This window comes from Amycolatopsis marina, from assembly GCF_900111885.1.
GTDB classification, from domain to species: domain Bacteria; phylum Actinomycetota; class Actinomycetes; order Mycobacteriales; family Pseudonocardiaceae; genus Amycolatopsis; species Amycolatopsis marina.
On record NZ_FOKG01000012.1, the window covers coordinates 31,579 to 57,217 of the forward strand.

Below are 25,639 nucleotides of genomic sequence, written 5' to 3' on the forward strand. Positions count from 1 at the left end.
TCGTCCCAGCTCGCGGGCTTGTCCTTGCGCACTTTCCCGGGAAAGTGCGATCCCCCGGCCGGGTGTTAGCCGGACCGCCACCGCAGGGCGAACCACAGCTGCATCCGGGTCTCGGGGTCGCCGAGGTCCACGCCGAGTGCGCGTTCCACCTGCCGAATCCGGTGCCGCACGCTGTTGCGGTGCACGCCGAGCGCGGCCGCCGTACGGTCCCACCCGCCGTGGCAGGCCAGCCAGACCCCCAGGGTGTCGACCAGTTCGCCGCCCCTGGCGGCGTCCAGCTCGCGTAGCGGTCCCAGCACCCGCTCGGCGTACGCCCCGGCCTCCTGCGGCCCGATCAGCGCGTCGAGGCCGAGATCCCGCTGCTCCCCGGAAACGATCGGTCTGCCCAGTGCCCGCGCCCTGCGTAGTAGCCCGTCGGCCTCGGTGGTGGCGCCCGTGAGCCGATCACCTCGGCGAGGACCGCCGACCACGGCGAGCCAGCCCCGCCCGCGCAGCTCGTCCAGCACGTGCCCGGCCGGTGGTGTGCGGACCAGTGCCGTGAACCGCGAGCCCGGCCCGATGCGCACCAGCGGGGTCCCGAGCCGGGTGGCCAGCCACTCGTGTCCCGAGGCCACCCGATCCGGTCCCGCGCCGTCGTAAACACCCGCGACCAGGTGGTACGGCCCTGCCCCGAGCATCTCGGCGAGCAGCTCCGCCGGAGCGGTCGAGTCCAGCAGGAGGCTCGTCGCGGCCGCACCGACGGCGGCGGTGTCGGAGCCCGACCGCGCCGCGAGGCCGAGCAGGGCGGCTCCCACGGCGACGATCGCCCGTTCGGCCCTGCCAAGCCGTTCGGCGCGCCCGATCACCAGCACCTGCGACGCGGTCGCCTGCGGGTAGACCGGCTGGGCCACGACCACGGTGCCGTCGACCTCGGTGGTGGCGCTGCGGATCCCCTGCCCGGCGCGCACCCGGTCGACCAGCGCGGTGACACGGCCGTCGAGGGGACGCGGCGCGCCCCGTTCGACGACCTGCTCGCCCGAAGGACCCACCAGGCACACCCAGGCACCGAGCCTGCGCGCGAGTTCGGCGGCCAGTTCCGTGAGCCCGTCGGCCGTGGCCGTCGTCAAAGCCTCACGCGCCGCGGATACCGTGCGCTGTTCCCGCTGGATCACCTCGGTCAGGGCGACCGACACCGCCTGGCTGATCGCCAGGAACGGCGTTCGCACACCGACCACCAGCAGCGGAAGGCGGTGTCGCACGCAGGCCGCGGCCAGCGCCGGCGGCAGCTCGGGGTGCATCGGCGGGGTGAGCCCGAAGCCGAGCGCGGTGATCCCGGCCGACTGCAGTCCGAGGACGTAGCGGTCGACGTCGGCCGGATCCTCCGGAACGTTCACCCCGGCGGTCAGCAACAGCTCCTGCCCGACCAGGTACGGCGCCGGTTCCCGGAGCTCGCTGACGTGGGCCCACCGCACTGGCTTGTCCAGGTCACCCGGCCGGGTCGTGCCCGGCACGAGATCCACCGACAACGCAGGATGTTCGGTGACGGTTCGTAGTGTCACCGCGACCCCGGTGTCATCACTGGACCAGGAGTTAGTCATATCGGCCAAAGCGTACGTGCATTCAGGATGGAATATCCAGGCCCGATGACGGTCCGGCGAATCTACGGTTGCCGCCATCACATCGCCGGATTCGAGGAGGACACCGTGATCGGTGACTACGCGGTGATCGGGCTCTACATCGCCGGGATGATCGGCATCGGCTGGTACAGCCTGCGGCTCGCGAAGACGCGCAGCGACTATCTCGTCGCGGGCAGGCGGCTCGGCGGGTTCATGTACTCGGGCACCATGTCGGCCGTCGTACTCGGCGGCGCGTCCACCATCGGCGGCGTCGGGCTCGGCTACACCCATGGCATCTCCGGCGCCTGGCTGGTGCTGACGATCGGGCTCGGCATCCTGGTCCTGCACGCCCTGTTCGCCCGCAGGCTCGTGCGCCTGCGGCTCTACACCGTCTCCGAAATGCTCGACCTGCGCTACGGCGGCTCGACCAGCGCGATCTCCGGGGTGGTGATGTGGGGCTACACCCTCATGCTCACCGTGACCTCGACGCTCGCGTTCGCCACCATTTTCAACGTCCTGTTCGACCTGCCCAGCCTGGCCGGAATCGCGATCGGCGGCGCCATCGTGGTGCTCTACTCGGTGCTCGGCGGCATGTGGTCGATCACGCTGACCGACATCGCCCAGTTCGTGATCACCACGATCGGCTTCCTGTTCCTGCTGTTCCCGATCGCGCTCACCGCGGCGGGCGGCCTCGACGGCATGGCGGACAAACTCGACCCGAGCTACTTCGAGTTCGACAGCATCGGCGGGGGCACGATCCTCACCTACGTCCTGATCTACGGGTTCGGGCTGCTGATCGGGCAGGACATCTGGCAGCGGGTCTTCACCGCGCGCTCGCCGAGGGTCGCCACGATCGGTGGTATCGGGTCCGGCGTGTACTGCGTGGTCTACGCCATCGCCGGAGCACTGATCGGCGCGGCAGCCAAGACGCTGTACCCCAACCTGGCCGACGCGGACGACGCGTTCGCGACGATCGTGGCCGACCTGCTGCCCACCGGCCTCCGTGGCCTCGTGCTCGCGGCGGCACTGTCCGCGCTCATGTCCACCGCGAGCGGCGCGCTCATCGCCTGCTCCACCGTGAGCAGCATGGACATCCTGGCCCGCTTCCGGCGCGGCCACGGCAAGGACACCGACGACACCGCGGTGAGCACGAACCGCTGGACCACGCTCGTGCTCGGTGTGCTGGCGATCGGGATCGCCATGATCGTCACCGACGTCGTCGCGGCGCTCACGGTGGCCTACAACATCCTCGTCGGCGGGCTGCTGGTGGCCATCCTCGGCGCGCTCCTGTGGCCGCGCGGAACCAGGGCGGGCGCCCTCGCGTCGATGGTCACCGGCTCGGTCGTGGTGATCGTCTCGATGATCACCGAGGGCCTGCTGGCCAACGAGCCGATCTACTACGGCCTCGGCGCGAGCCTGTTCGCCTACGTCGTCGTGAGCCTGCTGACCCCACGAACCAGTGCCGACGTACTGAGCGTGTGGAACGCGAGGCTGCGCGGCGGCACCGATGATCCGGACGAGGCGCGCGAGTCCCGGCGCGGCGAGTCCACGGACGCTGATCCGACCACGCCCAAGCCAGCTACGAACACCATCAGGAGGACGACGTGACCGCACAACCCCCGATCGGACCGGTGGACTCCTCGGTGATCCCCCGGTTCGCCGGGCCGGCCACCTTCGCCCGGCTGCCGAGAACCGATCAGGTCGGCCACGCCGACGTCGTGGTCGCGGGGGTCCCCTTCGACACAGGAGTGTCCTACCGGCCGGGCGCACGGTTCGGCCCGAACGCGGTCCGCGAGGGCAGCAGACTCCTGCGGCCCTATCACCCCGGCCTCGACGTCTCACCGTTCGCCTCCGCGCAGGTCGCCGACGCCGGCGATATCCCAGTCAACCCGTACGACATCGGGAGGGCGATCGAGACACTCCAGCACGAGGCCACGGAACTCACCGCGGGCGGCACGCGGCTGGTCACGCTCGGCGGCGACCACACCATCGCGCTGCCGCTGTTGCGGGCGGCCGCCGAGCGACACGGACCGGTGGCACTGCTGCACTTCGACGCGCACCTGGACACGTGGGACACCTACTTCGGCGAGCGCTACACGCACGGAACCCCGTTCCGGCGGGCGGCGGAGGAAGGCATCCTGGACACCAGCGCGCTCTCCCACGTCGGCACCAGGGGACCGCTGTACGGGCGCGGTGACCTCGACGAGGACAGCCGTCTCGGCTTCGGCATCGTCACCTCGGGAGACGTGCTGCGCCGGGGAGTCGCCGAGACCGTCGACGCGCTGCGCCAGCGGATCGGCGACCGGCCGCTGTACATCTCCGTCGACATCGACGTCCTCGATCCCGCGCACGCGCCGGGCACCGGAACCCCCGAGGCGGGCGGCATGACCAGCCGGGAACTGCTGGAGATCCTGCGTGGGCTGGCCGGCTGCAACCTGGTCGGGGCGGACGTGGTCGAGGTGGCCCCGGCCTACGACCACGCGGAGATCACCGCCATCGCCGCCGCCCATGTCGCGTACGACCTGGTGAGCCTGCTGGCGCTGCGGCACGCCCCGGCGGACCCGGGGCCGGGACGGCAGCAGTGAGCGGCGGAGCGGCCGGCACACCGCGCATCGGCGGCGATCTCGTGGTCGAGACGCTGCGCGCGCTCGGCGCGGAGACCGTGTTCGGGCTCCCCGGGCAGCACGCGCTCGGCCTGTTCGAGGCGTTGCGGCGCGCACCCGATCTCCGGCTGATCGGCGCCCGCGTGGAGAACAACCTCGCGTTCGCCGCCGACGGCCATGCCCGCGCCCGGCTCGACGCGGAACCGAACGGGCCGGTGCCGGTAACGCCGATGATCGTCTCGACCGGGCCGGGAGCCCTGCTCACGCTCGCGTCACTACAGGAGGCACGCGCGTCATCCGTGCCCGTGATGGGGATCTCCAGCCAGGTGCCCGTGGCAGGCCTCGGCGGCGGCAGGCACGGTTATCTGCACGAGTTGCCGGACCAGCGGGCAAGCTTCCGGGGCGTGGTCAAGTCCACGCACGTCGCACGCACCGCGAGCCAGATCCCGGCCGTGCTGCGGCAGGCGTGGACGAGCGCGGCGAGCCCGCCGTTCGGCCCCGTGTGGGTCGAGATTCCGCAGGACGTGCTGCTCGCGCCTGCCACCCTCCCGCCGATCACCTCCGCCGAAGTCGACGTGGTCCGGCCCGCACCGCTTCCGGACCTCGTCGCCGAGGCGGCCCGGCTGCTCTCGGCGGCGGAGAATCCGGTGATCCTCGCGGGCGGTGGGGTGGTCCGTGCGGGCGCACGGGGCCAGCTGCGGGAGCTCGCGGAGGCGCTGCGGGCCCCTGTCCTGTCGACCTTCGGCGGCAAGGGCGCGTTCGGCTGGGAACATCCGCTGTCCGGGCAGTCCTGGCTGGAGGACTGGCACAGCACCGAGTTCATGGCGGACGCGGACGTGTTGCTGGTCCTCGGCTCCGGTCTCGGAGAGCTGTCCAGCAACTACCACCGCTTCACCCCTCGCGGTCGGCTGATCCAGATCGACGCCGACCACGGTGTGCTGGAGTCCAACCACGCGGCCGTCGGCATCCACGCCGACCTCGCGCTCGCACTGGACGCGCTCGTCGCGGCGGTCCCCCGGCGCGACGCGGACGGGCGCGCGGAGGCGGCGGTGGCCGGGCTGCGCGGCCGGATCCGGGAGCGGATCGGGACACAGCGACTGGATACCGAACAGCGCCTGCTCGCCGACATCCGGGCGGCGCTGCCCCCGGGAACCCCGAGTTTCTGGGACATGACGATCCTCGGCTACTGGGCCTGGTCGGCGTGGAATCCCGATGGCGCCCCGATCCACACAGCGCAGGGAGCGGGTGGCCTGGGCTACGGGCTGCCCGCCGCGCTGGGTGCCGCGGCGGCGGCCGAAGGCCCGGTGCTCGCGGTCTCCGGCGACGGCGGGGCGATGTACGGGATCGCCGAGCTGGCGACGGCCGCGCAGCACGGGCTGGACGTGACCTGGCTCGTCGTCGACGACGGTGGGTACGGAATCCTCCGCGAGTACCTGACCGGCACGTTCGGCCACACCCATGCCACCGAACTCGCCCGACCGGACTTCGCGGCACTCGCGGGCGCGTTCGCCGTCCCGGCCGTTGTGTCCTCTGTGGACTCTCTGACCGACGACCTCGGTGCGGCGCTGCGGACCCCCGGTCCGAGTGTGGTGGTACTGCCCGCTGTGCTGCGCATGTTCGAACCGACTCACCTGGAGGACGCGTGACCGTTTCCAACCTGATCGCTGGCGAGGAGAAATCCGGGCAAGGGGGCACCCTTGACCTGGTGAATCCGAGCACCGGCGAACTCTGCGGGCAGAGCGTACTGTCCCGTGGGTCCGATGTGGACTCCGCGCTGCGCGCCGCGCGGACGGCGTTCGGGCAGTGGCGGCGCAGCACCCCCGCCCAGCGGCAGCTGGCGCTGCTGAAGCTGGCCGACGCTGTGGAACGCGATGCCGGGGAGCTCGCGGAGGCCGAGATCCGCGAGACCGGCAAGCCCCGCGCGGTGGTGCTGGACGAGGAGATCCCGGAGAGCGTCAGCGCCCTGCGCTTCTTCGCGGGTGCGGCGCGGATGCTCGAGGGCACCGCGGCCGCGGAGTATCTCCCGGGGCACACCTCGATGATCCGCAGGGAACCGGTCGGCGTGTGCGCGCAGATCGCCCCGTGGAACTACCCGCTGATGATGGCCGTGTGGAAGATCGCGCCGGCACTGGCCGCGGGCAACACCGTGGTGCTCAAGCCGGCCGAGACCACCCCGTCCAGCGCGGCACTGCTGGTGCGGGCGGCGGCGGAGTTCCTTCCGACGGGCGCGGTCAACCTCGTCTGCGGCGACCGCGACACGGGGCGGGCGATGGTGGCGCACCCGGATACGGACCTGGTGTCCATCACCGGGTCGACCAGGGCCGGGATCGACGTGGCCACGGTAGCGGCGGCCGACCTCACGCGAACTCACCTGGAGCTGGGCGGCAACGCGCCGCTGGTGGTGTTCGGCGACGTCGACGTGGCGGCCACGGCCGCCGCGGTCGTGGAAGCGGCCTGCTACAACGCGGGCCAGGACTGCACGGCCGCGAGCCGGGTACTGGTCCACGAGTCCGTCCACGACGAATTCGTGGAGGCGCTGACCACGGCGGCGGCAGGTACCCGGACGGGTCCACCGGAGGACACGGGCGTGGACTTCGGGCCGCTGAACAGCGCGGCACAGCTCGACCGGGTCACCGGCCTGGTGGGCGACCTGCCGGGACGGGCGCGAATCCACACCGGCGGGAAGGTGGCGGCGGACCGGGGATTCTTCTTCGCGCCCACGGTGATCTCCGGGCTGGCGCAGCGGGACCGGATCGTGCAGGAGGAGATTTTCGGCCCGGTGCTCACCGTGCAGCGGTTCGCCACCGAACAGGAGGCCGTCGAACTGGCCAACGGTGTGCCCTACGGCCTCGCGTCCTCGGTCTGGACCAGGGATCACGGCCGGGCGTTGCGCGTGTCCGCGGAGCTGGACTTCGGTTGTGTCTGGCTGAACACCCACGGGCCGCTGGTCGCGGAGATGCCGCACGGAGGTTTCGGTCATTCCGGTCACGGCAAGGACCTCTCGGCCTACTCGTTCGCCGAGTACACCAGGGTCAAGCACGTCATGAGCGACACGGGACGCTAGCCGAGCCGGGCGGCGATCGCGGAGATCTGTGCCGGGCCGACGCGGCAGCACCCGCCGGCGATCCGGACCCCCGCCGCGGCCCAGTCGCGTACGTCCACGCCGAAGTCGCTCCGTCCGGTCCAGCGGCGCCCGGCGGCATCCCACGTCTCCCCGCTGTTGGGGTAGGCGATCACCGGCTTGCCGGTGACCGCGCGCGCCACGGACGCGGCGTGGGTGACCTCGCCGGGCGCACAGCAGTTGACCCCGACGGCCACGACGCCGTCGTGCTCGGCTGCCACCGCGAACGCCTCGTCCAGGGGTTGCCCGGCCCTGGTCCGGCCGCCGTCGACGGTGTAGGACAGCCACACCGGAACGTCGAGGCCGTCGAGGGCCGACAGCAGGGCCACCGCCTCCACCTGGTCCGGCACTGTCTCCAGCGCGAGGACGTCGGCGCCCGAACCGGCCAGCACCTCCAGCCGGGGCCGGTGGAAGTCGGCGAGTTCCGCGACGCCGAGGCCATACCGGCCGCGGTACTCCGAGCCGTCGGCGAGTGCGGCACCGTACGGGCCGACCGAAGCCGCGATCCAGCGTCGTCGTCCGGTTCCCGGCACCTGGTCCCGCGCCTGCCGCGCCACCTCGACGCTGCGGCGGAGCAGGGCCACGGTCTCGTCGTGGCCGATGCCCGCCGCGGCGAAGCCGGGGAAGCTGGCCTGGTAGCTGGCGGTGATGGCGATCTCCGCACCGGCCGCGAAGAACGCGGCGTGGGCCGCCACGATCTCCTCGGGCGCGTCACGCAACAGCCGGGCCGACCACAGCGCCCCGGACAGGTCGTGGCCGCGGGCCTCGAGTTCGGTCGCGAGACCGCCGTCGAGCACGAGCGGCGTCCCTGCGGCGGCCAGTGCCTCCCCGAGCCGCCCGGACGCCCGCTCAGGCACCCTCAGTCCCGCGCGGGACGGGCCTCGGACCGCGCACCGGGGCTCGTGGCGGGCTGACCGATCCGGGTGGCGGCCCACTCGGTCACCCTGCGGGCGACGTCCTGTGCGGTCAGGCCGACGTCGGCCAACACCTCGTCGCGGGTGCCGTGGGCGTGGAACCGTTGCGGTACGGCGAGATCGCGCAGCGGGGTGTCGCAGTCGGCGTCCCGCAGCACCGCGGCGAGTGCGGAGCCGAAACCGCCGTGCCTGCCGCTGTCCTCGACGGTGACCACCATGCGGTGCTCCTGTGCCAGCCGCACCAGGTCCTGCGGCACGGGCACCACCCAGCGCGGGTCGACCACGGTGACGCCGATGCCCTGATCCGCGAGGCGGTCGGCCGCGGCGAGGCCGAGCCGGGCGAACGCACCGACCGCGACCAGCAGCACGTCCGCGCTGGTCCCCGCACCGGGCGCACGGAGCACGTCGACCGTGCCGGTGCGGTTCAGGGCCGGGATCGACTCGACCACACCGCCCTTCGAGAAGCGCAGCACGCTCGGCCCGTCGTCGATGGCGACGGCCTCGCGCAGTTCCTCGCGCAGCGTCTCCGCGTCGCGCGGGGCCGCGACCCGCATGCCCGGCACCATGCCGAGCAGCGAGAGATCCCACATGCCGTGGTGACTGGCGCCGTCGGGCCCGGTGATCCCGGCCCGGTCCAGCACGAGCGTCACCGGCTGGCGGTGCAGCGCGACGTCCATCAGCACCTGGTCGAATGCGCGGTTGAGGAACGTGGAGTAGATCGCGACCACCGGATGCAGGCCGCCCATCGCCAGGCCCGCCGCGGAGGTGACGGCGTGCTGCTCGGCGATGCCGACGTCGAACCAGCGGTCGGGGAAGGCATCGGCGAACTTCTCCAGCCCGGTCGAGCGCAGCATCGCGGCGGTGACGGCCACGACATCCGCACGCTCCTCGCCGATCGCGGCCAGTTCGGCGCCGAACACCGACGTCCAGCTCGTCCCCTTCACCGGCGGCAGGCCGGTCTCCGGGTCGATGGGGTCGGTCTGGTGCATCTGGTCGGCCTCGTGGTTGACCGCAGGCGGGTAGCCGTGCCCCTTCTCGGTCACCGCGTGCACGATCACCGGGCCACCGAACGAGCGGGCGCTGTGCAGTGCCTTCTCCAGCGCGGGAAGGTCGTGTCCGTCCACCGGGCCGAGGTACTTCAGCCCGAGGTCGGAGAACATCATCTGCGGGCTCAGCGCGTCCTTGATACCCGCCTTGGCCGCGTGCAGCGCGGCGTAGAGCGGCCTGCCCACGACCGGCGTCTGCTGCAACAGCTCCCGGCCACCGTCGAGCAGCCGCTCGTAACCCGGCCGCAGCCGAAGTGCCGCGAGGTGATCGGCCAGGCCGCCGATCGTCGGCGAGTAGGAGCGGCCGTTGTCGTTGACCACGATGACGACCGGCCGGTGGGGGTCGGCGGCGATGTTGTTCAGCGCCTCCCAGCACATGCCGCCGGTGAGGGCGCCGTCCCCGACGACGGCCACCGCGTACCTGTCGTCGCCCGCGAGCTGGAACGCCTTGGCAAGGCCGTCCGCGTAGGAGAGCGCCGTGGAGGCGTGGCTGTTCTCGACGAAGTCGTGCTCGCTCTCGGCGCGGGCCGGATACCCGGCGACCCCGGCCCGCTGACGCAGCGTGTCGAAGTCCGCGTGCCTGCCGGTGACGATCTTGTGCACATAGGACTGGTGCCCGACGTCGTAGAGAATCGCGTCGGACGGCGAGTCGAACACGCGGTGCAGGGCCATCGTCAGCTCGACGACGCCGAGGTTGGGGCCGAGGTGGCCACCGTTCTTGCACACCTTCTCAACCAGGAACGCCCTGATCTCCTCGGCGAGAACCCCCAGTTCGTCGTGGTCCATCCGCTTCAGGTCAGCCGGTCCGTGCACGGACTCCAGCAACGTCACGCTCCACCTCGCCTGTTCGCCGCCCGTCATCCCGATCCGGGAATGCTCTGCCCAGTCTACGGAGGCCCACCAGTGCGACCACGCCCCGCCGGAGCAGCCCACACCATCGGGGCCTCGCCGATCTGACGGGCAGGGCACTCTCGGCTACGCTTCGGCATCACGGATCGTGACCGCGGTTACGCGGTGACATGGTGCCCCAGGTCACAACCCGTACGATCCCCCTTCGATCGATCAAGCCGACGCGGGTGACGCGGCGGTGTTGCCTGCACGACGACCGGGCCGCACCGCGACGAGCAGGAGGAACGATGGCTGACTTCTTCATCGGCGGCCAGTGGGTCAACTCCCGGGCCGGCAGTACCCGGGAGATCCGGTGTCCCGCCAACGGGTCACTGGTCGCCACGGTCGCCGAAGGCACACGGGAGGACACCGAGGCCGCGATCGCCGCGGCAAGGACGGCCTTCGACACCGGTCCGTGGCCCTCGACTCCCGCCTGGGAACGCGGTGATGTCCTGCTGCGCGCCGCCGCGCTGCTGGAGCAGCGCAAGAACGCCTTCGCCCGCGCCGAGTCGCTCGACACCGGCAAGCGCATGGTGGAGAGCGAGCTCGACATGGACGACATCGCCGCCTGCCTGCGTTACTTCGGCAAGCTGGCCGGGCAGGACGCCGGCCGCGTGGTCGACACGGGCAACCCGGACGCGATCAGCCGGATCGTGCACGAGCCGGTCGGTGTCTGCGGCCTGATCACGCCGTGGAACTTCCCCCTGCTGCAGACCGTGTGGAAGGTCGCCCCCGCACTCGCGGCGGGCAACACGTTCGTGTTGAAGCCGAGCGAGCTGACCCCGAGCACATCGATCCTGCTGATGCGGTTGCTCTCCGACGCCGGGGTGCCCGACGGAGTGGCGAATCTGGTCCTCGGCGCGGGGGCCGAGGTGGGCGCGCCGCTGTCCGAGCATCCCGACGTCGACATGGTCTCCTTCACCGGTGGGCTGACTACCGGGCGCAGGGTGGCCGCCGCCGCCGCGGCGACCGTGAAGAAGGTGGCGCTCGAACTCGGCGGGAAGAACCCGAACGTCGTGTTCGCCGACGCCGACTTCGACTCCGCTGTGGACTACGCCCTCACCGCGATCTTCCTGCACTCCGGACAGGTGTGCTCGGCGGGCGCACGGCTGGTCGTGCAGCGCGAGATCCACGGGGCCTTCGTCAACGAACTGGTACGCAGGGCCGAGAACATCCGTCTCGGCGGACCGTTCGATCCCGACGCCGAGACCGGGCCGCTGATCTCCGCGGACCATCTGGCCAAGGTGGAGGCCTACGTGCAGGGCGCACTCGACGAGGGCGCGGTGCTGCGGACCGGCGGCAGGCGCCCGGAGGGCGAGCAGTTCACCGACGGCTACTACTACCTGCCCACGATCCTCGAGAACGTTCCCCGTGGCGGGCTCGCGGTCTCCGACGAGTCGTTCGGCCCCGTGCTCACCGTCGAGACGTTCGCGGACGAGGACGAGGCGGTCGAGATCGCCAACGACACCATCTACGGGCTCTCGGCCGGGGTCTTCACCACCGACGCCTCCCGTGCCCAGCGGGTCGCGGGCCGCCTGCGCCACGGCACGGTCTGGATCAACGACTTCCACCCGTACCTCCCGCAGGCCGAGTGGGGCGGCTTCAAGCAGTCCGGCTTCGGCCGCGAGCTCGGCCCCACCGGCCTTGCCGAGTACCAGGAGGCCAAGCACATCTACCAGAACCTCAAGGCCGGCCCCAGCGGCTGGTTCTCCGGTGGCCCGGTGACCGGCACGGACGAGGGAGCGGGCAAGTGAGCAAGGAGTACGACTACGTGGTGGTCGGCGGCGGTACCGCCGGCTCGGTCGTTGCCGCCAGGCTGTCCGAGGACCCGTCCGTGACGGTCTGCCTGCTCGAAGCCGGTCCGTCCGATGTGGGCGATCCCGCGATTCTCGAACTCAACCGTTGGATGGGGCTGCTGGAGTCCGGATACGACTGGGACTACCTGGTCGAACCGCAGGAGTCGGGCAACTCCTATCTGCGCCACGCGCGGGCGAAGGTGCTCGGCGGCTGCTCCTCGCACAACTCGTGCATCGCCTTCTGGGCGCCCGCGGAGGACCTCGACGAGTGGGCCTCGCTCGGCCTGCCCGGCTGGTCCGCGGCCGACATCTTCCCGCTGTACAAGAAGCTGGAGACCAACGACGGGCCGGGCGAGCACCACGGCCGCTCCGGGCCGGTGACGATCCGGTCGGTCCCGCCCCGCGACCCGACCGGCGCCGCGCTGCTGCAGGCCTGTGAGCAGGCCGGAATCCCGCGCACCGAGTTCAACTCCGGAAAGACCGTCACGCACGGCGCGAACTGGTTCCAGATCAACGCCAGGGAGGACGGCACCCGCTCCTCGGCGTCCGTGTCGTACCTGCACCCGATCATGGACTCCCGGCCCAACCTGGAGATCCGCACGGGTGCGCGCGCGAAGCGGCTGACGTTCGAGGGCACCCGCTGCACCGGCGTCGAGGTGCTGACCGAGGACCTGCTGCACAGCGAGCAGGTCAGGGCCAGGCGCGAGGTCGTTCTCAGCAACGGCGCGATCGACAGCCCGAAGTTGCTGATGCTGTCCGGGATCGGGCCCGCGGAGCACCTGCGTGAGGTCGGCGTGGAGGTCCTGGTGGACTCCCCCGGCGTCGGGGAGAACCTGCAGGATCACCCCGAGGGCCTGGTCCAGTGGGACGCCCGCAAGCCGATGGTCACCGACTCGACACAGTGGTGGGAGATCGGCATCTTCACCACCACCGAGGACGGCCTCGACCGGCCGGATCTCATGTTCCACTACGGCTCGGTGCCATTCGACCTGAACACGTTGCGGCACGGGTATCCGACGACGGAGAACGGCTTCTGCCTCACCCCGAACGTCACCCGCAGCCGCTCGACCGGCTCGGTCCGACTGCGGACCCGCGATTTCAGGGACAAGCCGAAGGTGAACCCGCGCTACTTCACCGACGAGCACGACGTGCGGGTGATGACCTACGGCGTGAAGCTGGCCAGGGAGATCGTGTCCCAGCCCGCGATGGCCGAATGGGCAGGCGCCGAACTGGCGCCGGGACCGGACGCCAGGACCGACGACGAGATCGCCGACTATCTGCGCAAGACGCACAACACCGTCTATCACCCTGCGAGCACGGTGAAGATGGGCGCCGACAACGACCGGTTCGCCCCGCTGGACGCCCGCCTGCGCGTCCGCGGCGTGGACGGCCTGCGGGTCGCCGACGCGTCGGTGATGCCGTTCCTCGTCGCGGTGAACCCGTGTATCACCACGATGGCGATCGGCGAGAAGTGCGCCGAGCTGATCAGTGAGGATGCGCGCTGAGGAGCTACGGCGGGCGGTGCTCGCGGGCGCGGGTTCACCGAAAAACACTGAGCTGAGCGCGGCGGACCCCGAGGTCCGCCGCGTCCGCCGCCGCCCGGCCCGCGCCCCAGCCCTCGGGGTTGCTCGCCGTGGTGCGGCGCGCGACGGTGCGCGGGAACAGGTCGGTGAACAGCCGCTCCACCTCCTGTTCCCGGCGGGCGAGCACCGGCAGCAGCCGCTCGTCGCGGACCTGTTCGGTGCTGACCCGGTCGGCCTCCCGCAGCCGCTCGCCGATCCGGGCGGCGTAGGCCAGCAGGAAGGCGTGCCGGAACGACCGGAGACGGGACTGGCCCGCACGGCCTGCGTCCCTGCCCGCGAGCAGCATCGCCTCGGTGGCCTGCACGAGCAGGGAGGTGGCGAGCAGTTCCGCGATGTCCAGGTCGACCTCGTGACCCACCAGCACCGCGAACTCCAGCCGCTCGTAGGACACCGCCCTGCAGCGGTTCGCCCTGGCCACCGCCGCGACGAGATGGGCCTTGGGCCCCAGATACGGGCTGTCCAGCCAGACCCGGCGCACCGAGCCGCGAGCGCCTGCCGCCGCACCCGAGCCCTGGTCGTCCACCAGTGCCCGCTCGACCGAGTAGCGGCTCATCAACTCCTGCGCCTTGGCCGAGAGCATCTCGGCCTCCTCGGGGAACTGGGTGGACTCCGCCTTGGCCAGCAGTGCCCGCACCTTGGCGAGCATCCGTTCGTCCACTCCTGACCTGTCCGGGGAATCCGGGGCCGGCACCGGCAGGGCGGGCAGGCGGCCCCCCAGACCGGCCACGCGGAGGACGACCCCGACGGCATCGGGACCGGAGAGGCCGTGCCGGTGTGCCCACTGCCCCAGGTGTGGGCGGTCCCGTTCCCACCAGACGACGGCGCCGAGGCGGGTCAACTGCTCGCGCGTCCGTGCGGACACGGCGGCGGCGGGCCGACGAGCGCACTCGGCGGCGATCGTGTCGACCAGCAGGCTCTCCGCGAGCCCGTCCAGCTTCCGGTGGGTCACCTGCCAGAGGTCGGCCGCAGGCCATCCCCGCGTTCGCAGTGTCGCGGCGAGGTCGACGAGCACCAGGTCCGCCGCGGCCTCCACCGACCGCGGCGAGTCCGCGTACCGCTCCTGGACGTCGGTGGCCAGCGCTGCGGCGCGAAGCGTCTCCGCTTGGGCGGTGGCGGAAGACGGGTGGGCCGCCGGGTGCCATCGTGCGGCCAGCCGGATGGCGTCCACCGCTGCCTGCACCAGGTCTTCCCTGCCCGCGTGCCGCTCCCCCGTTGCCATGTTCTCCCCCTTCGTGATGTGACCGTGCGCGTGACGTCCGGCTCGTGAGCCTGCCGGATGCCACCGACAGTTCTGTCGTCACGCTCGCAACAGGGCCACACACTCCACGTGATGGGTCATGGGAAACGCGTCGAACGCCCGGAGTTCGTGCAGGTGGTAGCCGTGACCCGCGAAGGTGGCGATGTCCCTGGCGAGTGCGGCCGGGTCGCACGCGACATAGACGATCCGATCAGGGGCGCCGGCCGCGATCGCCCGCACCACCGCTGCCCCCGCGCCCTTGCGCGGTGGATCCAGCACCACGACGTCGGGCCGCTCGCCGGCCCCGGCCAGCACCCGGTCGACCTGCCCCGCCCGCCAGCGCACCTGGGGCAGGTCCGCGAGGTTCGCCTCCCCGTCGGCCACGGCACGCCGTCCCGACTCGACGGCGAGCACATCGCCGTGGCGGCCGACCTGTTCGGCCAGTACCGACGCGAAGAGCCCGACCCCGGCGTACAGATCCCACGCCCGGCCACCCGCGGGGGCGTCGGCCCACTCACCCACAACGTCGGCGAGCGCGTCGGCCGCGGCGGGATGCACCTGCCAGAAGCCGTGCGCGGCCAGCCGCCAGTCGCGCCCCGCGGCGTGCTGCACGGCGATACCGCCCTTGATCTGCCGCGATTTGTCCCGCCCGCGCACGGTGGTCAGCTCACGCAGGTGCGTCCGGCCTTCGCCGTCGCGGGTGATCTCCAGTTCCGTCCCGGGACGCCAGGTCCTGGCCATCGCGTCGTCCATCGCGCCCGGCACCGAGATCGGGCACCCGGCCAGCGGGATCACCCGGTGACTCCGGTGTGCCCGCAGACCGGGCCTGCCCTCGGCGTCGGCCACCAGCCGGACGCGGCTGCGCCAGCCGAGCGGTCCACCGGGCAGGGCCTCCACCTCGACGGTCCTGTCCAGCCCTGCCAGCCGCCGCAACTGTTCACTCACGACCTGTGCCTTGAGTTCCCGTTGCACCTGTGGTGCCGCATGTTGCCAGTCACAGCCACCGCAGAGTCCGGGAGCGGCCAGCGGGCAGACCGGCTCCACCCGATGCGGGGACGAGCGCAGTACCCGGACGGCGTCCGCCCGGCAGAACGAGCCGCCCTTGTCCTCCGTGACCTCCGCGAGCACGATCTCCCCGGGCAGCGCGTGCCGCACGAAGACGACGCGTCCGTCCAGCCGGGACACACAGTGGCCACCGTGCGCGACGGAACCGACCTCCAGCTCCACGGTGCGGCCCGCCCAGCTGTCCGGGTGCTGCTGGCCGCTCACCGTTCCGGGTCCTTCGCGCCGTTGGGGTCCTTTGCACCCCGGCCGTTCGAACCGGAGATGCGACGCGCGCCGTAGAGGCCACGCCGGACGTCGCCCGCGGCGGGCCGTTCGACCTTCGCCTTGCGGGAGCGGAGCTTGGACGACTCCAGCTGCCACGGAACGCTGGTCACCATGACCCCCGACTCGAACAACAGCCTGCCCTTGAGCCGCAGTGCGCTCTGGTTGTGCAGCAACTGTTCCCACCAGTGGCCCACCACGTACTCCGGGATGAAGATCGTCACCACATCGCGCGGGTTGTCCCCCCGAACCCGTCGCACGTAGTCCAGGACGGGCTTGGTGATCTCCCGGTAGGGCGACTCGACCACCTTCAACGGTATCGAGAAGCCGTGCTTCTCCCAGTTCTCCACCAGTTTCTTGGTGTCCACGTCGTCCACATTGACGGTGACCGCCTCCAGTACGTCGGGTCTGGTCGCCTTGGCGTAGGCCAGTGCCCGCAGCGTGGGACGGTGCAGTGTGGACACCAGCACGATCGCGTGGTTTCGCGACGGCAGCACGGCAGGCTTGCGATCCACATCACGCAGTTCCTCGGCGACCCGGTCGTAGTGTTTGCGGATCGCGGTCATCAGCCAGAAGATGGCCGCCATCGCCACGATGGAGATCCAGGCGCCCGCGAGGAACTTCGTCACCAGCACGATGACTAGAACGGACGCGGTCATGAAGAGGCCGAACGAGTTGATGGCCTGGGACCGCCGCATCCGCCGCCGCGCATCGGGATCGGCTTCCGTGGCCAGCAGGCGGTTCCAGTGCCGGATCATCCCGCTCTGGCTGAGCGTGAACGACACGAACACGCCGACGATGTAGAGCTGGATCAGCTGGGTGACCTCGGCTTCGAACACGATCACCAGCAGGATCGCGAATCCCGCGAGAAAGAGAATGCCGTTGGAGAATGCGAGGCGGTCGCCGCGGGTGTGCAGTTGCCGGGGCAAATGCCGGTCCTGGGCGAGGATCGAGCCCAGGACCGGAAACCCGTTGAAGGCCGTATTGGCCGCGAGCACCAGGATGAGCCCGGTGAAGAAGATGATGAACCAGACCGCGGGCGAGAAGCCGGTGAACACCGCGTTGGCGAGCTGCGCCACCAGTGTCTTCTGTTCGTAGCCTTCGGGCGCGTTGACCAGCTGCGTTTCCGGGTGCTCCGCCATCACCGCGCCGGTCACCCGCGCCAGGAAGAGCAGTCCGAGGAACATCGTGATCGCGAGCACGCCCATCATCAGCAGGGTGGTCGCGGCGTTGCGGCCCTTCGGCTTGCGGAAGGCGGGTACGCCGTTGCTGATCGCCTCGACTCCGGTCAGCGCGGCGCTGCCCGAGGAGAAGGCGCGCAGCACCAGGAACACGAGACCGAACCCCGCGAGGTGGGCGCCCTCCTCCTGCAGGATGAGATCGGCGCTCTCGGCACGCACCTCCTCGTCGAGGACGAACACCCGGATCGCACCCCAGATGATCATGCCGAGAATGCCGACGACGAACGCATAGGACGGAATGGCGAACGTCTTGCCGGACTCGCGGACACCACGCAGGTTGGCGGCGGTGAGCAGCAGGATGGCGGCCACCGCGAACTCGACCTTGTGGGTCGCCACGAACGGCACCGCGGAGCCGATGTTGGCGGCCGCCGCGGCGATGGAGACCGCGACCGTCAGGACGTAGTCGACCAGCAGCGCGCTGCCGACGACGAGACCCCATTTCTGTCCGTGATTGACCGTGGCCACCTCGTAGTCCCCACCGCCGGAGGTGTATGCCTGCACGTTCTGCCGGTACGACGCGACCACCGCGACCATGACGAGGACCACCACGAGCCCGATCCACGGGCTGAACACGTACGCCGACGCTCCCGCGATGGAGAGCATGAGGAGGATCTCCTCCGGCGCGTACGCCACGCTGGACATGGGGTCGGAGGCGAATACGGGCAGCGCGATGCGCTTGGGCAACAGCGTGTGGGAGAGCCGGTCGCTGCGGAACGGCCGGCCCAGTACCAGCCTCTTCGCCGCAGTGGTGAACTTGGACACCGGAAAAGGGTAGATCGTCTCGCCGGAGGCGCCGACGCTGGCCGCTCGCGGTGCGGTTCGCCTTGCGCACACACCCCGTGCGAGGACACCGGCGCCGACCTCGCGGTACGTTCTCCACGGACGCGAGCGCGACCGAGGGAATCCGCGGTCGGCGAAGCCGTTTTGTACTGTGCCGCCGGGCAGGCGACGCCGACAGGAGGAGGCAAGGCGTGCACGTGGTGATCATGGGATGCGGCCGGGTCGGTGCGTCCCTGGCCGCGGCGCTGGAGCGGCTCGGCCACGAGGTGGCCGTGATCGACAAGGACAAGCAGGCCTTCCGCAGGCTCAGCAGCGAGTTCTCCGGGCAGCAGGTGGTGGGGGTCGGCTTCGACCGTCAGGTGCTCGTTCAGGCGGGGATCGAGCGGGCCGGCGCGTTCGCCGCCGTGTCCAGCGGAGACAACTCGAACATCATCTCGGCCAGGGTGGCGCGCGAAACCTTCGGTGTGGAGCATGTGGTCGCCAGGATCTACGACCACAAGCGCGCCGCCGTGTACGAGCGTCTCGGCATCCCGACGGTCGCCACCGTCCCGTGGACCACCGACCGCTTCCTGCGCACACTGCTGCCCGACGGTGTCTCCACCTCGTGGCGCGAGCCTTCCGGCACTGTCGCTCTCCTGCCGCTGCCCCTGCACGAGGGCTGGGTGGGGCGCAGCGTGCGCGACCTGCAACGGGCGTGCGGTTGCCGGGTGGCGTTCATCATGCGGTTCGGCACCGGTGTGCTGCCGGAGTCCAAGACCGTGCTGCAGGCGGACGACGTCGTCTACGTGGCCGCGCGGTCGGGCACCATCAGCGACGTGACGAACGTGGCCGGGCGAGCCCCGGAGGAGGACAACTGATGCGGGTCGCCATAGCCGGAGCGGGTGCGGTGGGCCGGTCCATCGCGACGGAACTGGTGGACGCCGGGCACGTGGTGATGCTCATCGAGCGCGAGTCGGGACAGTTCATGCCGGAGACGGTCGAACAGGCCGACTGGGTGCTCGGGGATGCGTGCGAGGTCTCCACCCTCGAGGAGTCCGGGATACAGCTGTGTGACGTCGTGATCGCCGCTACGGGTGACGACAAGGTCAACCTGGTGGTGTCCCTGCTCGCCAAGACCGAGTTCGCGGTGCGCAGGGTGGTGGCCAGGGTGAACAACCCGGCCAACGAGTGGTTGTTCACCGATTCCTGGGGTGTGGACGTGGCGGTCTCCACGCCGCGGATGCTCGCGGCGATGGTCGAGGAGGCGGTGAGCGTCGGCGATCTGGTCCGGCTGATGACCTTCCGGCAGAGCCAGGCCAACCTCGTCGAACTGACCCTGCCCGAGGAGACGCCGCTGGCGGGCAGGCCGGTGCGGGATCTCAACCTGCCCCGGGACGCCGCGCTGGTGACGATCCTGCGTGGCGATCGGGTCATCGTCCCGCAGCCGGAGGACCCGCTGGAGCCCGGCGACGAACTCCTGTTCGTGGCGCACGCCGACGTCGAATCCGACATCCGCACCGCCCTCGGCTACTAGGGCACGGGTGCGCCCGCACGCCCCCCGCGGAAGTTCCCCAATGTGGCATTGGGGACATCCCAGGACCGCCCCGTTCAGGCTTCCCGTGGGGGCGTCTGGCCGTATTTGGCGCGCAGCCGGGCCTCTACGTCGGCCTCCTCGGCCGCGCGGGTCTCCTCGATCGCCTTGAGCCGCTTGTCCGACCGCCGGACCGCCCAGACCACGACCAGCAACGCCAGCCCGTACAGCGGATATCCCATCGCGATCTTGGCGAAGGCCAGCCAGCCGGTGTGGTCCTCGTCGTAGAGCCACCGCTGCACGATGAACCGCGCGGCGAACACGGCGGTGAGCGCCAGTGTGGCGATGTCGAAGTCACGCCTCGACTGCTTGTCGCGCCGCCAGGCCATGCCCGTGCCGTTGAGCGCGTTCCAGATCACTCCGGCCAACGGCCAGCGCACCAGAACCGAGGCCAGCAACACGCTGCCGTACACGACGCTCGCCCAGATGCCGAAGAGGAAGAAGCCCTTCGCCGAACCTGTCCGATACGCGAGGAACGCGGCGATGGCGACTCCGAAGAACCCCGAAATGGCAGGCTGGAGCGGTTCCTTGCGCACCACCCGCACCACGGTGATCAGCACGGCACTGCCGAGCGCGCACCAGATCGCCGGCTGCAGCCCGAAGAGGGCGTTGGCGAGGACGAACACGACGACCGGGACCGACGAGTAGGCGAGCCCGGAGACGCCCCCCATCTGCTCGAGCATGGTCGGCGCGGCCTCGGGACGCTCGGTGTCCGCCGGGTCCTGCCTGTCCGGCTCGGGCGTGTTCGTCGCCTCTCCGGCGGCGGTCACCGTGTCAGGCTCGGTGTCGGGCTTGGTGTCCTGATCACCGCTTCGGGCGGGGTCACTCACGATGCGCTATCACTCATCCACGTCGGTTCGGGCAACCCGCCTGCGTTGGGCGTCTAGAACTACCAGGACGCCTGGAATGCCTAGGACGTCGTCGTCTGCAGTTCGTAGTACGGGTTGTACAACACCTTGCGGCCGTTACGGTCGGCCATCCGGCCGCGCACCTTGATCGTGCGTCCCGGCTCGATGCCGGGAATGCGGCGGCGACCAAGCCAGACTAGCGTCACGCCATCGGTGCCGTCGAAGAGCTCGGCTTCCAGCGTGGCGGCCTCGGTGTTCGGGCACAGCTCCACGGTGCGCAACCTGCCGAGCACGGTTACTTCCTGGCCCGAACGGCAGTCACACGCTCGCTGGGCCCCACCGGCCTCCGACTTCTCGGACAGGTCATGGGCGTCGAGATCCTCGACTTCGCTGGTCAGCTTACGAACCAGCCGGCTGAAGTAGCCGCCGTCTTTGGCGGGCATATGCGGTGCTCCTGTGCTCCGGGGCCCCCGACAACTCACGGCCCGTGCGAATCCAGCGTAACTCTTTCCCGGCAAGGGAAGCCGCTTTGCGTCAGGATCGCAACGTGACGTCCGCAATGCCTGGGATGCAGGCCGTGTTACTGCCCGGTACGGGCTCCGACGAGGTGTTCGTCCGCTCGGTGTTCGCCGGGCCCCTGCATGCCCTCGGGGTGCGGATACACACACCGGCCCCGCCGCGGGGCACCGATCTCGTCCAGGGCTACCTTGCCGAGCTCGACTCCTTCGCCGCCGCGGCACCCGGGACCGTCCTGGTGGGCGGTATCTCCCTCGGCGCCCACCTCGCGGCCGAGTGGGCGGTGCGCAATCCGGACCGGTGCGCCGGGGTGCTCGCCGCACTGCCCGCGTGGACCGGGACCGCGCAGCACGCCCCCGCGGCCGTCGCCGCGGGCATCTCCGCCGATCTCGTGGAACGCGAGGGCCTCGAAGCCGCACTGGCCATCTCCACGGCCGGGATCGAGCCGTGGCTCGCGGCCGAACTGCGCCGCGCGTGGCGCAGGCACGGCGCTGGGTTGGTGGCGGGTCTGCGCGCCGCGGCTGCCCATGCGGGACCGACCAGTGGCGAACTGGCCCGTCTTACGGTTCCGGTCGGCATCGCGGCCTGTGTCGACGACCCGGTACATCCCGCGGCGGTGGCGCGGGAGTGGGCGGCGGCACTGCCGACGGCGACGGTGCGGGAAACTTCACTGGCCGCGCTCGGCGCCGACCGGGAGTCTCTCGGGCGGACGGTGGCGGCGGCGTGGGCCGACGCAATCAGTCTCTGACGGCAAAACGCGCGGAGCCACGGCCGGTTGCGAACGGTCCCCCCGCGCCGAAGGCCACCGCGGCGAAACGTTCGCCGATCCGGCGGTGTGCGGCGGCGTCCGGGTGCAGTTGATCTGGCAGCGGCAGCTCGGCGAAGTCCGCCGCGCCATAGAGGTCGCGGCCGTCGAGGTAGTGCAGGTTGGGGTCGTCGGCTGCCCGCTGCCGCACGACACCGGCCAGTTCGTCCCGGATGACATTGAGCGTCAGCTTCCCCGCGGCGCGCTCGGCAGGGTCGCCGGTGGCGCTGAACCGCAGGGTCCCCGTGCTGAAGTCGACGGCGCCAGGCCCTGGGGTGTCCTCGTGGATGGGGCACAGGATCGACGAGACGACCAGCAGCGGCGTGGTGGGATGGCCCTCGCGGATGGTGTCGAGGAAGCCGTGCACCGCAGGTGTGAAGGCACGCAGACGCATCAGGTCGGCGTTGACCACGTTGATGCCGATCTTAACGCTGAGCAGGTCCGCGGGTGTGTCCCGCATGGTGCGGGCGGTGAACGGGTCGAGCAGGGCGCTGCCGCCGAAGCCGAGGTTGACCAGTTCGACGCCGCCGGCCGAGGCGGCGAGGGCAGGCCAGGTCGTCGACGGGCTCGCGGCGTTCGAGCCGTGGCTGATCGAGCTGCCGTGGTGCAGCCACACCCGCCGGCCCTCTGGCGGCACGGCCGCCACCGGGGCATCGGTCCGCAGGGCGACCAGTTCGGTGATCTCGGTGTGCGGCAGCCAGATCTCCACGTCCTTCACCCGGTCCGGCAGGCCGTCGAAGCGGACGGTGCCGACCGGGCCGGGCCGGGTCTCCGCCGTCCCGGTGGCCATGTCCAGCAGCAGCACCTTGCCGCCGGTCGTACTGGCCTGTCCCGCCGGCCTGCCGTCGACGAGCAGGTCGTACACGCCGTCGGGACGCGGTGGGATGTCCCGGTAGCCCACCTTGGTGCGCAGCGTGTCCAGCTCGACGACGGTGGCCCGGGTGCGCACCACCAGCCGTACGCCGGAGGGCTGGGCCTCCGACATGGCCAGCTGCCCGTCCGAGAACTGCGCGCGGGCCCAGGCAGGCAGCCGGTGCGGCAGCACACCGTGGTCGGTGCGTTCCACCTCGAGCGCGCCGCGCAGGAGGTCCGCGGTGACGGGCGTGCCGTGGTAGCGGGTGTCGGACTCAGGGCGCGCGCTCATGATCGCAGCCTGCCAACCGATCGCCTGATCCGCACAATGGTTTTCCGCTGACCGGCTTCGTGGCCCTGTCCCCGCCACGAAGCCGGGTTACTGGCCCTGCTGCTGCGCGGCGATGTGCTCGGCGACGGCGTCCGGCAGGGTGATCTGCAACGGCGTGCGTACCGGCATCGGCGCGTCACCACGAACCACGATGGTGTGGCGGACGATGTCGCGCAGGGTGCCCGGCGCTTCCGCCGCCTTCGACTGCGGACCCGCGATGACCCCGCGCAGCATCCACCGTGGGCCGTCAACGCCGACGAATCGCAACGCGACCTCGCCCAGCACGGCCGACAACTCCATGCCCCACTCGCCGTCACCGGTGGCGACCTGGGCACCGTCCTTACGCAGTTGCTCCGCCAGTTCCGTGCCCACCTCGTCCCACAGGCCACCGGATCGGGGTGCGGCGTAACCGCTCACCGTGACCTGGCCTTGTCCGGTCACCACGTGGACCGCCCTGACGTTGCCGGCTGCCTGGTCCATCTCCACCTGCACCTGCGCACCGTCGGGGACGGGCACCCGGACCGAGCCGAGATCGATGCGCGGGATCTCGTCCTCCGGCGCATCGGCGATGTCGAACGGTCCATCGGGACTCTCCAGGGGCTGCGGATCGTCCCACTCCCCCTCGTCCGCGCCGGGCAGCTCGTCGTCGTCCGGGGCGGCATGCCGTCCCCTGGACCGCCCCTCCGCCTGCCCGTTCTGCTCGGCAGGCCTGCGCTTACGTCCGAAAATCCCCACTAGCTCTCCGTTCCCTTCCCCAGTGAGCTCAATCTAGCCGTGTGACATCCGCTAGCCGAGAACGGCATGTCCACCCGTCGAACCGTAGCCGCCCGCACCGCGCTCCGACTCGTCGAGTTCGCCGACCTCGACGAACTCCGCGTGCTCGACCCGCTGGATCACCAGCTGGGCGATGCGGTCGCCCCGCGACAGCACGATCGGCTCGTGCGGGTCGTGGTTGATCAGACAGACACGGATCTCGCCGCGGTAGCCGGAGTCGATCGTCCCCGGAGTGTTCACCACGGAGAGCCCGGCCCGTGCCGCGAGGCCGGACCTCGGGTGGACGAAACCCGCGTATCCCGGGGGCAGGGCGATGGCTATCCCGGTGCCGACGAGCGCCCTGGCACCGGGTTCGAGGACCAGGTCGGTCGTGGTGACGAGATCGGCGCCGGCGTCGCCCTGTCTGGCGTAGGACGGGACGGGGACGCCGGGATCAATTCTGGAGAGCAGGACCTGCACGCTGGACACGGGCGGCGAGACTACCCTGAGATGGTGATCGGTAGCACGAGTACGGGTGATCGGCGGGTAGGCGACGTGGTGGAGACGAGCGGAAAGCGGGCCAGGGCCGGTACCCGGTACGTCGAGCGGCTCTATGTGCCCTGGTGGGGCTGGCCGCTGCCGCTGCTCGCCGCCGCACTGCTCGCCGCCGAGGTGCACATGGGCTATCCCGGTGTGCGCTCCTGGCTCCCGTACGCGGTGTTGCTCCCGCTCGCGGCGGCACTGCTGATCTCGCTCGGACGGGCGAAGGTCGAGGTGACCGACGTGCCCTCCGGGGAAACGGAACTGCGCGCCGGAGAGGCACGCCTGCCCGTACGCTTCACCGGCGAGGTCGAGGTGATCGGCAAGGACCGCAAGCGCAAGGCGCTCGGCCCCGAACTCGACCCGGCCGCGTTCGTCCTGCACCGCGGCTGGGTCGGCCCGCTCGTCCGGGTGGAGCTGACGGATCCCGCCGACCCCACGCCCTACTGGCTGGTCAGCAGCCGCAGGCCGGAGGCGTTGGCCGAGGCCCTCCGGGACAGCCGCCAACAGCACGCCCAACCGGAGTGAGTATCATCACAAGGTGCTGACCGTCTCGGCCGCGACGAGCGCGGACACGAGGAAGGGGTGATGAGAACCTCTCGGTCCCATCACCCCTTCACCCACTTCGACCCCGGGTCCGCGCCGCGCACACGGCGGTCGCGGCCCCGCGTCCTCAGAGCTTGTCTGCGAACTCGGGTCCGCTATCGAGTCGCCAGGGCGCTGACTTCCAGCGACAGTCCCGTTCCACTGCTCGACGCCCTGCCGCCTCGATAGCGGGACTTCGTCGGCCGAGTTCCACAGATCACCATGACCACGCAATCCGCCGTTCCCGGACGCCCTGTCAGGCACAGTCGCGGCAGATCAGCCTTCCGCCACTCTCCTCGGAGAGCCTGCTCCTGTGGTGCACGAGGAAGCACACCGAGCAGGTGAACTCGTCGGCCTGCTTCGGAACCACCTTGACGGTCAGGTCCTCGCCGGAGAGACCGGAGAGGTCGGCCCCGGGAAGCTCGAAGTTCTCCGCGGTGGCGTCCTCATCCACGTCCACCACACCGGATTGTGTTTCGTTGCGCCGTGCCTTCAGCTCCTCCAACGAGTCTTCGGCCAGCTCGTCGGCTTCGCTGCGGCGCGGAGCGTCGTAGTCGGTCGCCATTTCCCTCACCCCTGCGATCAGCGTCGATATCAGATGACCCGGACTCCGAGCCATTCCGTGAGTCCTTCGTGTCGCTGGTAAACGTCCCAGCGCCCCTTTTTGTGCCCGGCGTCGCAGTGAGGGAGATCTCTGTTTTCCCGTCTC

The 25,639-nt window shown here is 70.8% G+C and carries 22 protein-coding genes; 10 read left to right on the plus strand and 12 right to left on the minus strand.

All coding sequences use genetic code 11. From position 1 onward, the window contains the following. Positions 1-65 precede the first annotated feature (65 nt). A complete protein-coding gene (locus BM199_RS19685; RefSeq protein WP_091674744.1) occupies positions 66-1,577 on the minus strand; it encodes a PucR family transcriptional regulator in 1,512 nt (503 codons plus the stop codon). Positions 1,578-1,682: 105 nt separating this feature from the next. Between BM199_RS19685 and BM199_RS19690 the strand changes: the two genes are divergently transcribed. From BM199_RS19690 to BM199_RS19705, 4 genes are read left to right on the plus strand one after another with little or no spacing between them, the layout of a single operon-like run. Continuing rightward, complete coding sequence (locus BM199_RS19690) at positions 1,683-3,203, plus strand: sodium:solute symporter family protein (protein ID WP_091674905.1); 1,521 nt, start codon at positions 1,683-1,685, stop codon at positions 3,201-3,203. Then, the gene (gene speB, locus BM199_RS19695) at positions 3,200-4,180 is read left to right on the plus strand and encodes an agmatinase (protein WP_091674745.1); all 981 of its coding nucleotides are present in this window, start codon (positions 3,200-3,202) and stop codon (positions 4,178-4,180) included. Before BM199_RS19690 ends, speB begins: the two co-directional genes overlap by 4 nt. After that, positions 4,177-5,844, plus strand: coding sequence for a thiamine pyrophosphate-binding protein (locus BM199_RS19700; protein WP_091674746.1), 1,668 nt, complete (start codon positions 4,177-4,179; stop codon positions 5,842-5,844). Before speB ends, BM199_RS19700 begins: the two co-directional genes overlap by 4 nt. Continuing rightward, positions 5,841-7,262, plus strand: a complete 1,422-nt coding sequence (locus BM199_RS19705) for an aminobutyraldehyde dehydrogenase (RefSeq protein WP_177242697.1) — start codon at positions 5,841-5,843, stop codon at positions 7,260-7,262. The genes BM199_RS19700 and BM199_RS19705 overlap by 4 nt, the downstream gene beginning before the upstream one ends. On the opposite strand, the gene mmuM is transcribed toward BM199_RS19705, so the two are convergent. Beyond that, complete coding sequence (mmuM, locus tag BM199_RS19710; RefSeq protein WP_091674747.1) at positions 7,259-8,176, minus strand: homocysteine S-methyltransferase; 918 nt, start codon at positions 8,174-8,176, stop codon at positions 7,259-7,261. The genes BM199_RS19705 and mmuM overlap by 4 nt on opposite strands. Positions 8,177-8,178: 2 nt before the next feature. Further along, the gene (dxs, locus tag BM199_RS19715; RefSeq protein WP_091674907.1) at positions 8,179-10,110 is read right to left on the minus strand and encodes a 1-deoxy-D-xylulose-5-phosphate synthase; all 1,932 of its coding nucleotides are present in this window, start codon (positions 10,108-10,110) and stop codon (positions 8,179-8,181) included. Positions 10,111-10,415: 305 nt separating this feature from the next. On the opposite strand from dxs, the gene BM199_RS19720 reads away from it, so the two are divergent. Next, positions 10,416-11,921: an aldehyde dehydrogenase family protein gene (locus BM199_RS19720; protein ID WP_091674748.1), complete on the plus strand. Its 1,506-nt coding sequence runs from the start codon at positions 10,416-10,418 to the stop codon at positions 11,919-11,921. Beyond that, positions 11,918-13,468: a GMC family oxidoreductase gene (locus BM199_RS19725; protein ID WP_091674749.1), complete on the plus strand. Its 1,551-nt coding sequence runs from the start codon at positions 11,918-11,920 to the stop codon at positions 13,466-13,468. The genes BM199_RS19720 and BM199_RS19725 overlap by 4 nt, the downstream gene beginning before the upstream one ends. Positions 13,469-13,502: 34 nt before the next feature. On the opposite strand, the gene BM199_RS34600 is transcribed toward BM199_RS19725, so the two are convergent. From BM199_RS34600 to BM199_RS19740, 3 genes are all read right to left on the minus strand, one after another. Further along, complete coding sequence (locus tag BM199_RS34600; RefSeq protein ID WP_091674750.1) at positions 13,503-14,765, minus strand: DUF2786 domain-containing protein; 1,263 nt, start codon at positions 14,763-14,765, stop codon at positions 13,503-13,505. 78 nt (positions 14,766-14,843) lie between these two features. Next, entirely contained in the window at positions 14,844-16,052 is a 1,209-nt protein-coding gene (locus BM199_RS19735; protein WP_091674751.1) for a class I SAM-dependent RNA methyltransferase, read from the minus strand. Next, a complete protein-coding gene (locus BM199_RS19740) occupies positions 16,049-18,112 on the minus strand; it encodes an APC family permease (RefSeq protein ID WP_091674752.1) in 2,064 nt (687 codons plus the stop codon). The genes BM199_RS19735 and BM199_RS19740 overlap by 4 nt, the downstream gene beginning before the upstream one ends. Positions 18,113-18,321: 209 nt before the next feature. Here BM199_RS19740 and BM199_RS19745 point away from each other — a divergent pair, with 209 nt between their 5' ends. Further along, positions 18,322-18,987, plus strand: a complete 666-nt coding sequence (locus tag BM199_RS19745; protein ID WP_091674753.1) for a potassium channel family protein — start codon at positions 18,322-18,324, stop codon at positions 18,985-18,987. Next, entirely contained in the window at positions 18,987-19,643 is a 657-nt protein-coding gene (locus BM199_RS19750) for a potassium channel family protein (RefSeq protein WP_091674754.1), read from the plus strand. The genes BM199_RS19745 and BM199_RS19750 overlap by 1 nt, the downstream gene beginning before the upstream one ends. A 74-nt stretch (positions 19,644-19,717) precedes the next feature. Here the strand turns inward: BM199_RS19750 and BM199_RS19755 are convergent, their stop codons facing one another. Both BM199_RS19755 and BM199_RS19760 read right to left on the minus strand, forming a co-directional pair. Further along, positions 19,718-20,530: a DUF3159 domain-containing protein gene (locus BM199_RS19755; protein WP_425425553.1), complete on the minus strand. Its 813-nt coding sequence runs from the start codon at positions 20,528-20,530 to the stop codon at positions 19,718-19,720. A gap of 80 nt (positions 20,531-20,610) precedes the next feature. After that, positions 20,611-20,991 (minus strand): OB-fold nucleic acid binding domain-containing protein, encoded by a 381-nt coding sequence (locus BM199_RS19760; RefSeq protein WP_091674755.1) that lies wholly within the window; start codon positions 20,989-20,991, stop codon positions 20,611-20,613. Positions 20,992-21,095: 104 nt separating this feature from the next. Here BM199_RS19760 and BM199_RS19765 point away from each other — a divergent pair, with 104 nt between their 5' ends. Next, on the plus strand, positions 21,096-21,812 hold the full coding sequence (locus BM199_RS19765; protein ID WP_245788471.1) for an alpha/beta hydrolase: 717 nt from the start codon (positions 21,096-21,098) through the stop codon (positions 21,810-21,812). On the opposite strand, the gene BM199_RS19770 is transcribed toward BM199_RS19765, so the two are convergent. From BM199_RS19770 to dut, 3 genes are all read right to left on the minus strand, one after another. Next, positions 21,802-23,013 carry a GDSL-type esterase/lipase family protein gene (locus BM199_RS19770; protein WP_091674757.1) on the minus strand — a complete coding sequence of 404 codons (1,212 nt, stop codon included), beginning with the start codon at positions 23,011-23,013 and terminating at the stop codon, positions 21,802-21,804. The genes BM199_RS19765 and BM199_RS19770 overlap by 11 nt on opposite strands. 87 nt (positions 23,014-23,100) lie before the next feature. Further along, entirely contained in the window at positions 23,101-23,787 is a 687-nt protein-coding gene (locus BM199_RS19775) for a DUF3710 domain-containing protein (RefSeq protein WP_091674758.1), read from the minus strand. Between the two features lie 51 nt (positions 23,788-23,838). Next, complete coding sequence (gene dut / locus BM199_RS19780; protein WP_091674759.1) at positions 23,839-24,294, minus strand: dUTP diphosphatase; 456 nt, start codon at positions 24,292-24,294, stop codon at positions 23,839-23,841. A gap of 66 nt (positions 24,295-24,360) precedes the next feature. Here dut and BM199_RS19785 point away from each other — a divergent pair, with 66 nt between their 5' ends. Beyond that, a complete protein-coding gene (locus tag BM199_RS19785) occupies positions 24,361-24,873 on the plus strand; it encodes a DUF3093 domain-containing protein (protein WP_245788482.1) in 513 nt (170 codons plus the stop codon). 313 nt (positions 24,874-25,186) lie between these two features. Here the strand turns inward: BM199_RS19785 and BM199_RS19790 are convergent, their stop codons facing one another. Continuing rightward, the gene (locus BM199_RS19790; RefSeq protein ID WP_091674761.1) at positions 25,187-25,495 is read right to left on the minus strand and encodes a DUF4193 domain-containing protein; all 309 of its coding nucleotides are present in this window, start codon (positions 25,493-25,495) and stop codon (positions 25,187-25,189) included. Positions 25,496-25,639: the final 144 nt, after the last annotated feature.

What these genes read in the sequence shown, in the direction of transcription:
- BM199_RS19685 (WP_091674744.1), bottom strand. Translation starts at nt 1,577, where the DNA reads ATGACTAACTCCTGGTCCAGTGATGACACCGGGGTCGCGGTGACACTA.
- BM199_RS19720 (WP_091674748.1), top strand. Translation starts at nt 10,416, where the DNA reads ATGGCTGACTTCTTCATCGGCGGCCAGTGGGTCAACTCCCGGGCCGGC.
- BM199_RS34600 (WP_091674750.1), bottom strand. Translation starts at nt 14,765, where the DNA reads ATGGCAACGGGGGAGCGGCACGCGGGCAGGGAAGACCTGGTGCAGGCA.
- BM199_RS19750 (WP_091674754.1), top strand. Translation starts at nt 18,987, where the DNA reads ATGCGGGTCGCCATAGCCGGAGCGGGTGCGGTGGGCCGGTCCATCGCG.
- BM199_RS19760 (WP_091674755.1), bottom strand. Translation starts at nt 20,991, where the DNA reads ATGCCCGCCAAAGACGGCGGCTACTTCAGCCGGCTGGTTCGTAAGCTG.
- BM199_RS19770 (WP_091674757.1), bottom strand. Translation starts at nt 23,013, where the DNA reads ATGAGCGCGCGCCCTGAGTCCGACACCCGCTACCACGGCACGCCCGTC.
- BM199_RS19790 (WP_091674761.1), bottom strand. Translation starts at nt 25,495, where the DNA reads ATGGCGACCGACTACGACGCTCCGCGCCGCAGCGAAGCCGACGAGCTG.